This is a genomic window from Trichococcus flocculiformis (genome assembly GCF_900113645.1).
Taxonomy (GTDB): Bacteria; Bacillota; Bacilli; order Lactobacillales; family Aerococcaceae; genus Trichococcus; species Trichococcus flocculiformis.
The window spans coordinates 60,138-73,515 of record NZ_FOQC01000009.1 but is presented as its reverse complement, the minus strand read 5'-3'; the positions used below and the strand labels follow the sequence as shown (position 1 = coordinate 73,515).

The 13,378-nt window shown below is 45.1% G+C and carries 10 protein-coding genes; 3 read left to right on the top strand and 7 right to left on the bottom strand.

Annotation, left to right across the window (positions count from 1 at the left end; all coding sequences use genetic code 11):
* Positions 1 to 304 (top strand): transposase (locus BMZ71_RS05615; RefSeq protein WP_143071394.1); only part of this gene is annotated, 304 nt, incomplete at its 5' end.
* A gap of 63 nt (positions 305 to 367) precedes the next feature.
* Here the strand turns inward: BMZ71_RS05615 and BMZ71_RS05610 are convergent.
* From BMZ71_RS05610 to rlmH, 3 genes are all read right to left on the bottom strand, one after another.
* Positions 368 to 1,534 (bottom strand): GTPase domain-containing protein, encoded by a 1,167-nt coding sequence (locus BMZ71_RS05610; protein ID WP_086988906.1) that lies wholly within the window; start codon positions 1,532 to 1,534, stop codon positions 368 to 370.
* Between the two features lie 290 nt (positions 1,535 to 1,824).
* Complete coding sequence (locus BMZ71_RS05605) at positions 1,825 to 2,994, bottom strand: nucleotide-binding protein (protein ID WP_086988905.1); 1,170 nt, start codon at positions 2,992 to 2,994, stop codon at positions 1,825 to 1,827.
* 153 nt (positions 2,995 to 3,147) lie between these two features.
* Positions 3,148 to 3,627, bottom strand: coding sequence for a 23S rRNA (pseudouridine(1915)-N(3))-methyltransferase RlmH (gene rlmH / locus BMZ71_RS05600; protein ID WP_086988904.1), 480 nt, complete (start codon positions 3,625 to 3,627; stop codon positions 3,148 to 3,150).
* A gap of 324 nt (positions 3,628 to 3,951) precedes the next feature.
* On the opposite strand from rlmH, the gene BMZ71_RS05595 reads away from it, so the two are divergent.
* Complete coding sequence (locus BMZ71_RS05595) at positions 3,952 to 5,331, top strand: TrkH family potassium uptake protein (RefSeq protein WP_245734392.1); 1,380 nt, start codon at positions 3,952 to 3,954, stop codon at positions 5,329 to 5,331.
* Between the two features lie 24 nt (positions 5,332 to 5,355).
* Positions 5,356 to 6,024 carry a potassium channel family protein gene (locus BMZ71_RS05590; protein ID WP_086988902.1) on the top strand — a complete coding sequence of 223 codons (669 nt, stop codon included), beginning with the start codon at positions 5,356 to 5,358 and terminating at the stop codon, positions 6,022 to 6,024.
* A 690-nt stretch (positions 6,025 to 6,714) separates the two neighbouring features.
* On the opposite strand, the gene BMZ71_RS05585 is transcribed toward BMZ71_RS05590, so the two are convergent.
* The 4 genes from BMZ71_RS05585 to BMZ71_RS05565 all read right to left on the bottom strand — a co-directional run bounded on the left by BMZ71_RS05585 (position 6,715) and on the right by BMZ71_RS05565 (position 13,072).
* Positions 6,715 to 7,992: a S1C family serine protease gene (locus BMZ71_RS05585; protein ID WP_218142769.1), complete on the bottom strand. Its 1,278-nt coding sequence runs from the start codon at positions 7,990 to 7,992 to the stop codon at positions 6,715 to 6,717.
* A 405-nt stretch (positions 7,993 to 8,397) separates the two neighbouring features.
* Positions 8,398 to 9,186, bottom strand: a complete 789-nt coding sequence (locus BMZ71_RS05580) for an MBL fold metallo-hydrolase (protein WP_245734393.1) — start codon at positions 9,184 to 9,186, stop codon at positions 8,398 to 8,400.
* Positions 9,187 to 9,553: 367 nt separating this feature from the next.
* Positions 9,554 to 11,074, bottom strand: coding sequence for a pyruvate kinase (locus tag BMZ71_RS05570; RefSeq protein ID WP_177187508.1), 1,521 nt, complete (start codon positions 11,072 to 11,074; stop codon positions 9,554 to 9,556).
* 132 nt (positions 11,075 to 11,206) lie between these two features.
* On the bottom strand, positions 11,207 to 13,072 hold the full coding sequence (locus BMZ71_RS05565) for a DUF2207 domain-containing protein (RefSeq protein ID WP_086988899.1): 1,866 nt from the start codon (positions 13,070 to 13,072) through the stop codon (positions 11,207 to 11,209).
* Between the last annotated feature and the right edge of the window lie 306 nt (positions 13,073 to 13,378).

Here is a 13,378-nt window from a genome sequence, read left to right as displayed (position 1 = left end):
CTGCAAAGAACTCGGAATCCGATTATCCGGCCCGTCGCTCGGCAGGCCCAAGAAGGATCAGAAGATTGACAAAAAACAAGAATACAGCGACAACTGCGATCGAGTAGAGGTCGAGAGAGGCTTCAGCCTGGCGAAAAGAAAGTTCGGGCTCAGGCTTATTCGAACACGCCTTGAAGAGACCAGTCTCTGTGTGATTGCTTTATCCATCCTTACAATGAACCTGTCCAAGGTTTCATTGCGCATTTTTTTGACTTTCATCCAATGGATGAGCTCCCCTAGAATTGAACCTCTAATGAAGCCGTAAGCTAAAAATAGGGATTTATTCAGCAGGCATTATTATAATATAAGCATTCTATCTGTTTAATATCTACATCTTTCTTGTTGGTATCGTTGATAATAGTGAGTTGACGAGTTTACCAACATCCTTATTATTGCTGCTTTTCGATATTTTTTCTGCAACAGCTGTTACATTTTCTATGAATTGAGGTGATAGCTTAGACTCCATAACCTTCTTGACCCAGTCGATATCTTCAATACTTTTTTCTCCAGTATACACCTTTTCAAACGCATAAATGCATCCCTCACCAATTGCAGCTACAATAGCACCAGCAATTATAGCATTTAATACGCTCGCTGCTATATTAATTCCTGGAACAGCTTTCAGTGTACTGATTGCAGCTTTCGCAGCCGTACTAACCGTGCCAACTTCAACTATTGAATTTAAAAATTGTTTTGAGTCTTCACCTTTATTTATTTCGTATAGTTGAGCCAGTCCATTTATCTGAGCAACTTCAATTGGAGACAATATCAATGCATCAGCTAATGAAATAGGAACAGCCGCAACAGTCACAGCTGCAGTGGTTGATAATGCAACAATGCTTTGCGCTAGACCTTTTTTTCTCTTCAATTTAAAGTTGTATATATCATGTGCCCCGGCCTTTATTCCTTCTGGCATTAATTCATTTGTCACATCTATTAGCTCTGTAATTCCCTCAGGAGCTGCAAATGCAGTATCATTAAGCGTATACGTTGATGCAACAACAGGAACGATATGTTTCAAATTTTTGGAATATCTCTTTTGTTTAGCAAATGCATTGCTTACCATCTCAATATTTTGTGTTCTTTCTGGAACAGAGTAGGATTTTGTAATTACTACGACAATTGGGACAGTTTCCCACATCGCTGTTGCCTTTGAAAGGTCTTTGATGGTCTTTGGAAACAACTTACTTGATGTACCCTCAACACAAAACCAAATTACATTAATTTCACTATCTTCTTTTCCATTCTTCGCACTTTCTTTTGACCATTTTTTTACAGCGTTTATTGCCTTCCAACCTTTGACCAATGAAGGTTCGAAACCAACCGTATCAATAATTCTAAAGGCTACTTCTTCGCTCTCATATATCTCCAATTTATCAGTCGTGCCCGAACTTCCATACCCTGTCTTTGCTTTTTCGTCTCCCAGAACAGAATTAATTAATGTTGATTTTCCTACTCCTGAGTTGCCGATTACTAATACATTTCCTCTTTCCATATTTGTTCTTCCTCCCTTCTTATTAAAGAGCTAAATCACTCTATCATACCGTATGTAAATATTGCGCATCTTGTTTTATTCCAAAACGTGTTCTGATTCGCAGAATGTTCCGCCTAAGCTGACAATCCCACACAGCCAAGAACAGCCCGTCTAGGGATTGTCTTCTTAGTGCTCGCCTTCTGAACGCGAATCATTCGTAACTGCGGTTTATTAATCGCCATACTTCAGTTACGGATAACGTCTCTCTATTGGCAATTTTAACTAAGTCTTATGAAATTATTAATCAAAAATTAATTCTCTTTATTTTTGATTGAAAACTCCATTGAAACATTATCAATCAAAAACTCTCCGTCGTTTAATTCAATCCAAGTATTAATGTTATTTACTATTTCTAAAATAAACTCACTGTATATCTCTAGACATCTTTGATTATTAAATCTAAATGTACTTATTAAGTCATCTTCTGAATAAGCACTTTTAAAATCCCCAAAATCGATCACTTTACCAATATCATGATTATTATCGTCAAGTCGCTTTAATAAAAGCTTTCTTTCAGTTTGAGAACCCACAACCTTATATATATCTGATATTACACTACTTCTCAAAAAATCATTTAGATAAATATATCTATTTTGAATTCTATTCCATTTTCTTAAAGTTTTAATCAAATTTATCAATGGTAAATAATGAGTATCATTGAAATATTTAACTTGGATAATTTTATTTAATAACGAATTAAAGTTGTTTTCTATTTCAGAATAGTCTTTAAACAAAGTGAATCCTAAATGTGAATTATCAGCAATAGCGTCTTTAACTTCAGATTCTACGATAGATAATGTTAAATTAATCTGTTTAAAAGAAATCCCTCCATGATTTTCTTCAGGCCTTAAAAGTTTGCTTATATTTTTTAGTAATAAAATCATTTGATTATAGATATCCACATTGTAATAATCAATAATTTCTCTAGATAATTCCATTCGTCGTTCATTATCTCTTATAATTCCTTTAAAAATTTGAATTAATTTCTTTTTTTCATCCGACTTTACTTTATTTTTAATTGAATAAGTCAATACTCTTCTATTTCTTAAATCAAATGGCAATTCTTCAAGAGAACCAGAGTCTGTATTAAATAAACAGATTACATTTTCCCAACCTAATTGTTTAACAGCATAACCTAGCTCAAATAATACATTTGGATTAGGCATTTTACGATCAGAACTATTATCATTAATAATAGATATATCCGCAATAAAAGCTGAAGATTTAGAAATTTTAGTTAAAATAGAATTTGCTATATCAGGGGACCCTGCCAACTGATTAGTATCTTTATCAATACTTAATACTAACGAAAAATCATTTTGATTTAATTCTTTAATAGATTTTTTTATTACATCCTCAATAAAGTTGCGATTATCTGAATTTGGCAAATCACTCTGCCACGAAAAAAATATTGTATTCATTACTTCACCTCGCTCTTGTTTACATAGTTAATTTTTCTAGTCAGAATACACCTAATGTACTTAATCTTCTTCAATTTTCTTACTTAAGAATAATTTTGCAGAACTAACAACGCTATTTTTTCAAAGTAAATAAATCAGAACTACAAATCACATTTACTTATGGTAAGCATGCCCATGGATAATCCGGAACGCTCTGTAGATCTGTTCGACGAGCACGAGGCGCATGAGTTGGTGCGGGTAGGTCAGTTTGCCGAAGGAGATGTGTTGGTTGGCGCGGGAAAGGACAGCTTGGCTGAGGCCGAGCGAGCCGCCGATGATGAAGACGATGTCGCTTTTTCCAGCGGTGCCGAGTTTGTCGATTTCGTTGGCGAATTCCACCGAATCGTACTGTTTGCCCTGGATCGCCATCGCGAAGACGTAGCTCTGTTCCGGGATTTTGGCGAGGATCTTTTCGCCTTCTTTGTCCTTGATCAATTCCATCTCTTTATCGCTCAGGTTTTCGGGCGCTTTTTCGTCCCCGACTTCGATGATCTGCAGCTTGCAGTAGCTGCCGAGCCGCTTTGTGTATTCGGCGATGCCCTCCTTCAGATATTTCTCCTTCAGTTTTCCCACCGTAATGATTTTTATGTTCATTGCTTTTCGCTCCTTTTTCTTCTCAACTACTATCCTATGGGAACACGTGCGATTTCGCAACCGTCTTTTTTTTAACGGCTTTTTGACAGAAATATATCTATGATTTTCTGTTTATCTTATTATTAACCAAACTGATTGTACAGTCTTATTATAATATGAAGGAAAGTGCAATTTTCGGCTGAAAAAGGCATGAAAACCAGTTGCTTTTTTCCGTAAATGATTTAAGATACTCTTATGCTTTTGAGTTGCTTAATCATGCGATAGTTTTATAATGAAGTAACAAATCCTATCCGCATGCTATTTGAGAGGAGAATTGGAACCATTGTGTTAAAGAAATTTTCGAGTTGGTCTGTTTCGCAAAAGATCGCAACGAGCTTTGCCTTTGTCATCTTTACCGGATCGATTTTACTTACGCTGCCGATCAGTCAGCTACCCACTTCGAATGCAACCTATTTCGACAACCTATTCACTGCTATATCGATGGTTTGTGTGACCGGCCTGTTCACCGAATCTGTACACGACTCCTATACGATCTTCGGACAGGTCGTCGGGATGGCCTTGATGCAGATCGGTGGCTTGGGATTGATGACCCTGATTGCTTCCGTCATTACGCGCCTGAAAGGCAGGATTGGTCTTCGGAACCGTTTGGCCGTACAGGAAGGGATCAACCGTGGTGATGCGCGTGGATTCAGGGAATATTTATCGGACATTCTGAAGTATACGGCAGTTTTTGAAGGCCTCGGTTTCATCCTGTTGTCCTTCCGGTTTGTTCCGGATATGGGCTGGGGAATGGGCCTGTTCACTTCCCTTTTCTTGGCTATTTCCGCATTCTGTAATGCTGGCTTTGATCCAATGGGAAATGTCAGCCTCGTGGATTATGTCCATGACCCATTGGTGAACTATGTCATCACTTCGCTTATCATTTTGGGCGGTATCGGCTTTTCGGTCTGGTTCGATGTATCGAAAAGTGTAAAATGCTATTTTGCCAAAAAATGCAGACCAAGCTTGAAAGTCTTTTTCCGTGGCCTGTCGTTGCATAGCCGCCTTGCTGTCAGCGTATCGCTTGTGCTCATCCTTGTTGGTCTTGTCTTCTTTGTTGCAGTCGAGTACAATAACCCGAACTCGATCGGAACATTCACCTTTCAGCAAAAACTGATGGCCGGTTATTTCCAGACCGTCACCATGCGTACAGCCGGTTTCGCGACGATCGACTATACGACCGTTTATCCCTTCACACTCTTCTGGTTTGTGTTGACCATGTTCGTCGGTGGTTCACCAGGGGGAACTGCGGGCGGTCTGAAAACTACGACATTCGCAATCATCTTCCTCACGCTCTACAACGAGTTGCGCGGACAAAGCAATGTGAATATCGCAAACCATACAATCAGTCGCCCACAAGTCCGTCAGGCGTTCGTTATCTTTATGGCGCTAATGGGAACCTTGATTCTCGGTACAAGCGTATTGAGCATCTTGAACCCTGAAGTGGATTTCATTTACATTCTGTTTGAAGCGGTGTCTGCGATTGCGACGGTGGGCGTCAGCGCAAACCTTACTCCAACTCTGGGAGAGTTGAGCCAAGCCGTTATTATGGTGCTGATGTTTGCAGGGCGTATCGGTCCGATAACCATGTTGGACAGTCTCGTCAGACGCACGCAAAAAGTACAAGATGTAGAGTTTTCTAAAGGAACTATCCTGATCGGATAATAGCAAAGAGGAGCGTATCTAAATATGAGTAAATTGGTTGGAATTTTGGGGCTTGGTATTTTCGGATCGACGATTGCAAAAACATTGAGCGAATTCGATTCGGATGTTATCGCTGTCGACAAGGATCCTGAGAACGTTAATCGTCTGGAACCATTCATCACAAAGGGAATCATAGGCGACGTAACCGATCTGGCTTTGCTTGAATCGATCGGTCTTTCAGACTGTGATGTGGTCGTGATCGCTACCGGTACGGTGTTGGAAGCCAGCGTGTTGGCTGTCATGAACTGCAAGAAACTCGGCATCAAGCATATCATCGCCAAAGCAAAAAACAAGAATTACCGTGAAGTTCTCGAAGCGATCGGTGCCGACACAGTCATCCTGCCTGAGAAAGAAACCGGGATGCGCGTCGCCAAGAACATTCTGCGCACAAATATTGAAGATGTAGTGAACCTGGATGAACAGACTTCCATCATCGAGTTCTACCCTCCTGCTAAGTGGGTAGGCCGAACACTCGGAGATTTGGACCTGCGTAATAAGTACGACATCAACATTATCGGTCTCCGCAAATACCGTGGTGAGCACCTGAACGTATCGTTCTCGGGCGATTATATTGTGGATAAAGACATCGTGCTTGTGGGTATCACTGAATCGGATGTTTTTGAACGCTACGACTATTTGAATCAACTGACTTAATTTACTGCAGCATCCCATTATTGGGGTGCTGCTTTTTGCTTGATGACCAGAATCGGATTCAGGCTCTCATTTTTTTAGTTTATAGCTGTTGTTGTACCCACTTCACACACTCAAATCACACCTTATCCACATTAGTTATCCACATGTACACACGTTCCCCTGTTATTTAGTGGTAGCATTATTTTATGGCACATCATCTTGATTATCTTTAAAACGAATTATTTCCCTATACACGTAGTTATGCACACCGTATATTGAGCAATCTTATAGATTTTAAATCGCCATTTAACAACGTTTACAAGCATGATTTCACATGCAATCCTAATTTTATACACAGGTTTATCCATTTTCTGTGGATAACTCCCGTTTTCAGAAAGCACTGTTCCCATAAGCATTTACGCGTTTTGCACACAAAAACTTTTTTTCCACAGAATTTATCCACATCCATGTGGATTTCTGCTCTTCTAGGCTTTATTTTCTGGTTGGAAGATGGATAACTTGGATTTATTCATCTTTTCGACCGAATTTCAGCCCAAGAGCATGGATTCCTCCGACTTATTCATCTTTCCGGATCCAATCCCCTTCCCAGCCCCCTGTCACCAACAACTACAGACCACAAATCCAAAACACCCCGCACGACTGCTCTCAAGAGCCGCCATACGGGGTGTTCGATATTGCTGTTTATTCAGTTTATTCGGCTGAAGTCTGTCCTTCCGTCAGAGTGACAGTCGTTGACTGCAGCGTGCCTTCACGGTAATAGGAGATTTCCACATCGGTTCCCACTTCCAGTGCATACAGGATCTTGCGCAGGTCGACGATGCTCGTTATGGATTCGCCGTTCATTTCCGTGATGACGTCGTATTGTTTTAAGCCTCCCATTTCGGCTGCGGATAAGGCTTGGACTTCTGCAATGACGACACCTTCTGTGACATCTTCTGGCAATTTGAGCACGGAACTTTGTTGGGACGCTGAAATCTGGGAAAGATCCAGCATGGAAACTCCCAGGATCGGACGGACGATTTCACCGTTCCGTTCCAGTTCATTGATGATGGTCAAGACATCGTTGCTTGGGATTGCAAAGCCCATTCCCTCAACATTCGAATCGGATATTTTCATCGAGTTGATGCCGATGACCTGACCGGCGATGTTGATCAAGGCACCACCGGAATTGCCCGGGTTGATCGCCGCATCCGTCTGCAGTGCCGTTACATCCCAGTCAATGATGCCGTCGCTGTCCACATCCGTCGAGACGGAACGGTTTTTGGCTGAAATGATGCCTTGCGTGACCGAGGTTGCGAACTCGGTTCCGAGTGGAGAGCCGATTGCGATGGCCGGTTCACCCACATTGACAGCGTCCGAATCCCCGAATGAGGCCACTGCCGTGACATTCGTTGCCGGAATCGTCAAGACAGCCAAGTCGGTCCAGATATCGCTGCCGACGACACTCGCTACTTCTTTCGTGCCGTCCTTCATCAGGATTTCCAGTTCGTCGGCTCCGTCGATGACGTGATTGTTGGTAACGATATAGGCCAGGTCACCCTCGATCTTATAGATGACGCCGCTGCCCTCACTGGATGTTTCCAGAGTACCGTTTGTGGTGTCTGAGGAGCTCTGCGGCAAATCAAAACCGAACATATTCGTATTGCCCGCCTGCATATTGATGATGGAGACGACCGCATCCTGCACCTTTTCCACAGCGGCAGTCGTGTCGGTCGTTACATTGACAGCCATGTCCTTCACGGTTTCGTTAATGGCTGGATTTCCGGCATCGTCCGTTCCGGATCCGTTGCCAAGGATACCCGAGCCAAAAAGCAAGCCCGCACCGATCAGGGCGACCATCCCACCACCGATCAACCCGCCGACAATGCCATTCTTGATCGGTGAATTTTTACGGTCTTTCGGATGTCTGGAGCTTTCTTCGGTTTCGCTGACGTTGTTGTATACGCGCGCCCGTTCCTCTTTGTTCATCGTCGCTCTTGCGGCTGGTTCCACAATTGGTTCTTCTTCTTCTTCGCTGGCCGTTTCTTCGATTTCAGTGTATTCTGCCTCTATTTCCTTTTCTTCGGATAAGTCTTCTTGAATGTGATCAGCAGATGCAGCGTCGGCGGCAGTCGATTCAATTTCAGTTTCCGTTTCATTATGCGCATCTTGTTCGAACGGATTGTTTTTCTTTTCTTCGTCCCTGTCCATATTGATTCCTCCTTATCGTTCTACAGGCTCAGTATAGTTCCTTATTTTGAATAAATTATGAAGATAGTGAGAGATATTTCAGAAAATCGCTCTTCAGTAAGCTTATTGTATCATATCCGCGTACGCAAAAAGGAGCGGAATCACTCGATCCGCCCCTCCTGCACTTGCCATCCCGCCTGTCGCCTACACTCTGAAAAGTTCAGTCGGCTCGTCCGGATCGGTATCATATACAAAAAAATCTTCATTGACACCCAGGCCTTTTTGCATCAAAATGCTTTCGGCAGTATGGTGTGCCAGGGTCTTGATGTTGTTGTCCCGGCTCAAATGCCCAAGGTAGATGCGTTTCGTCCGGTCGCCCAACATTTCGGCGACGGCAGCAGCTCCGTCCTCATTGGAAAGATGGCCTTCATCCCCCAAAATACGCTGTTTCAGTGACCATGGATATCCGCCCATGCGCAGTAATTCAAGATCATGGTTGCTTTCAATCAGGTATGCATCCGCATCCCGCAAAAGGCCGCGCAAACGATCACTGACATAGCCGGTATCGGTCAACATGACCATCTGTTTGCCTTCATGATGGAAGGAGTAGAACTGCGGCTCGGCCGCATCATGCGAAACGCCGTAGCTTTGGATATCGACATCGCCCAAAGTCAGCACCTGGCCCATCTCGAAAATGTGCTTCTGCTCGGTCTTGACGTTGCCGATGATGTGGTCCATCGCTTTCCAGGTCGCTTCGTTGGCATAAAGATCCATGTGGTACTTGCGCGCCAGGACGCCCAGGCCGTGCACGTGATCGCGGTGTTCATGCGTGACGAGGATCGAATCCACATCCGCAAGGTTCCGGCCAATTTTTTCCATCAGACCAGCTATCTTCTTGCCGCTCAACCCGCAGTCGACCAATATTTTCCGTTTCGGCGTCTCGATGTAGGTGCAGTTGCCGGAACTGCCGCTCGCCAGATAGCTGACGTGCATGCCCTCTTTTTCTATTGTTTCAATCACACTTAGCGCCTCCAATACATCCATAAGTTTAACTTATTTTTTGGAAAATGCCAGTAATTTTTCTCAGTGTTAAAAAAAGTTAATCTTCAGGCGCTGCATGGGGAACATTCTTAATTTAAGGACATTGACAAACAGGCGTCGAGGGGAAGCGGTGCTAAATTTGTCGGATAGGTGCGGCAGATTCGACAATTTGGTACCAGTTTGAGCCGAGATAGTCGAATGTCGAGAAACTTTCGACAATTTGACGTATTTTCGGATTGAAATTGTCGAATACCTGAGGAACATTCAACAATTTGGCCCCTGTAGTCAAAAAAAGCGAGAATGCATGATGCATCCTCACTTATTTCTTGGTTTTGCGCCAGGCTTTCTTGGCGATTTTGAGCGCGCGCAGTTTGGCGGTCTTCTTCGATCGGTTCTGCTGGCTCTGTACGAGGATCGCATCCAACAAGGCGATCCCTTCTTCCACGAAATCGCCCTTGTTCAGCATGACGCACTCCGCCTGCCCGGCCATCGTCGCATCCGACATCTCCGCCCGCGTCGGCACGCCATTCTTCACCATGTTCTCGAGTACTTGTGTGCTCCAGATGACGGGAATGTGGGCAGCTTCACAGATCCAGAGTATTTCCTCCTGCAGTTCCGACAGCCTCAAGAAGCCGGCCTCCGCAGCCAGGTCTCCACGTGCGATCATGATCGCCAACGGATTTTTGCTGGCTGCAGCCACGATCAACTCCGGCAGATGGTTCACGGCTTCTACCGTTTCGATCTTGATTACAAGTGGGATGGTCAGCGCTGCTTCGCTTCCTACTTGTTCTGCCAATGTGTTTTGGATGGCCACGATGTCCTTGCTTCCGCGGACAAAGGAGAAGCCCAGGATATCGGCCTCGATTTCGGCAACCAATAAGTCTTCGCGGTCCTTATCCGTCAATATCGGCATCCTAAAGGTCGACTCCGGGAAATTGAGCCCTTTCTGCGGCTTTATTCTGATCCCTTTAACTTTAGCCGTCTTCCCTACCTGCACGACGACACCTTGCGGTTTTTGCTCCACAACACGGCCTTCCAAGACGCCATCATCCAAAATGACCGGACTGTCTACCTTCAGCTCATCAAAGAGGTTCAGGCTTTCGCTGAACACAATGGCCGGATAGTGCTTCAGATCTTTGAAGGAAGCATCCGCCGTCAGGAAGAACAAGTCCCCAACTTTGAGGCGTAGCTTCTCCTTTTCACTGCTGACGGCATCCACCCGGATTTTCGGACCTGCGATATCAAAATAGATGCGGCAACTCTTGCCGGCAGTCTTTTGGGCTTCCTTCAGATTTTCGATCATCTTCAGCCAGACGGCACTGTCGTCATGGGCGCAGTTGATACGGGCGATGTCCATGCCGCGCTCCAGCAGGCGGACGAGGAAGTCTTTGTCGGTTGCGGCCTGCTCCGGAAGGGTGACCATGATCCGGGTCGTCCGGTGCTTCGGCGCATCGCCCAATAAGGCGGTCGCCTCGGTCGCCAGTTTTTTCCGGCCCGGGAATTTCTCGGGCGTCTTCGGATAGTCGGACAGCTGCTTGATCGCCCCTGACATCAGCGCCAAGTTGCGCACAATCGCATCCAGTTGTTGGAGTACTTTCGATTCCGTCCTTCCCAATGAGGACAAGCCCCATTTCGACAGTCGGTTCTGCAACGGGCGGATATCCCTTCTGCGCAGCGCCAGATAGTAGGCCAAGTTTTTGGCGCTCAACTCAAACGCTGTCCGGGAAATACCCGACTTCCATTCCGCATAAAGGCCATTGCCTTCCTCATAGACCGCCTGACGGAGCGCCTTCATCTCCTCGTATAATGACAGCAATTCATTCCGTTCTTTTTCTTTCATTCCGTACCCACCTCGGCCTTTCATCATCTTTAAAACAAAGGATTGCCTGCTGAAATATAACTCGGTATCTGAAACAAAAACACCCTGCTCTGCTTCAGAATAGGATGTTTTTGAAAGTATGGATGACGCTCGTCAGAACGCCCCTCCGCCTGAACCGCCACCGGAACCGCCGGATGAACCACCGCTGAAACCGCCGCCGAAGCCGCTGCTGTTCGAGGAAGTCGGCATCGATTTGGTTACACCTGTGTTGATGCTATTGTTCAGCGAAGACAGGAAGATGGCGTTGTTCATGTAATAATAGCTGCCGAATGCGGAAGCCTGGATTTCATTCACCGGGAATTCGACCTGCATCTGTTTCATGACTTTGTCGGCCACGCCCAGAGAAACAGCATAAACCAAGAAATGATCCCATAAAGCGATGGATCCGACTTCACGCATCGGGAAATCACCCACGTCCTTCAGCATATTGCGGAAGCCGTTCCATTCCTGCTTCGTCCGTTCACCTTCCGCAGTCATGATCGGCTTGACCGCCACTGCCATAAGCTGGATGAAGCTGAAAGCCGCACCCAAAACGGCGAGAACGATTGCCCAAGCGGTAAAATTGCCGCTCATGGCGCCGAAGAACACAACAGCGATCACAAGGAAGATATTTGCCACCAAAGCCAGTGCTGCAAAGGCAACGGCTTTCTTATTATCCTTCGAACGATAGGTTTTACGTTTTGGCGTGGCAACGTCCATTACGCGTTCTTGCCATTTTTCCCGATTTTCATTGAATCGTTTTGCTTCAGCCGAGTTATCGGCGATATTCTCGATATCATCGAGGGTGACGCTTTCCCCATTGCCGACATCGCTGATGAACCACTCCAAAAGTTGTTTTTCGTGGCTCAGGAGCGGAGCATTTTTTGTGTCCTTGATCTGTGTCAGCAGGAAGGAGTCTTCCGGCGCTTTTTCCCGCCCAAAGATGCCTTTTTGGGGAATCTGCACCGGTGAAATCGTCAGATAGCCTTTGCGCACAAGATCCAATATAGTCGCCGAAATATCGGCAGCCTGCACATTACCGCTGAAGACAGCACCATTCATGACGGCCGGTGTCATGTCTTCTGGCAATTCATAGATATGGTCCGGCAGATGGATTTCCTGCGGTATCTCTCTTTTTCTTGCTCTCCTTACCCAGAGGAACACCAGAATCGGCAAAATCGGCGCGAACGCGGCAAAAACAGCACTGAGGACGCCGAAAAGTAGCGCATTGCGTTCTTCTTCTTCGGCCAAGGCTGCTTCCTGCGCCAAGATTTCATCGAATTTATCCTCGTTCACTACATTCGGATTGTCTGCAGTAATGCGTGTCGGGAAGATCACATGCGCCTCAACGAACTGATTGGCCGGATTCTGTGGAACGTAAAGCAAGGCTTTTTGGTTGTCTTCCAGCGTCACAGTACTGTTTTCACCGCCACCATGGCCCCAAGCGCGTAATTCCTCTTCAGCTGTCGCTTCCGGCAACAGAATGGTGACATCCACATCGTTCAATGGATCCTCCCAAGCGGAACCGATAACTTTGCGGTTGAATTCGGCGATATCGTTGTAATTCGTGATGATTTCGGGAATGCGGTATTGGTAGATGACTGTCTGGATCTCATCCGTCATTTTGTTGTATACGGTAAAATTCAGGTAATCTCCCGTATTATCCAGTTCGAACGTCCCTGATTCCTCCGTGTCGCTCAAAGCGAACGGAAAAGGATTTTCCGAAAGATAGCCTTGCATCGAAACCTTCACGTCTGTCGGGTCCGCCACCTCCGAAATATCCAATTCATACAGTACCCCATTGAATTCCCCTTCAAAATCGTACGTGATGCTCTCTGTAAAAAAAGCGCTGCCATCCCGCTGTATTTCGACCAACACATCATAATTTGTAATCTCATAGGAACGGGCCTGTACTTCCTTCTGGCCAAATCCGATCAAAAAAAAGAACATAACCAGCACAATCGAGCCTATCCGTTTCATCGTTACCTTCCCCTTCCGATACCCTCCATCAAGCTTGTCGCTTCTGATACCCCCATTTTAACAAACATAAGGCAGTAAGAAAAGCTATCCGAGCCCGCTCTGCCTCGAAAGAAATTTAGGAAATCTGGCCCTGAATGAGCATCGCAGAGCGCAATGGGTCAGATTTATCTAATTTCCGAGAGGCAGGCTCGGATAGCTGGACAATCAGCTTAGATGCTCAAATTGATTGGAATATTGAAAACGCCGAAGGTGATGCATTTACGCACTCGAAAATAGGATAAGATTGGCTATATATAAAAAGGAAGA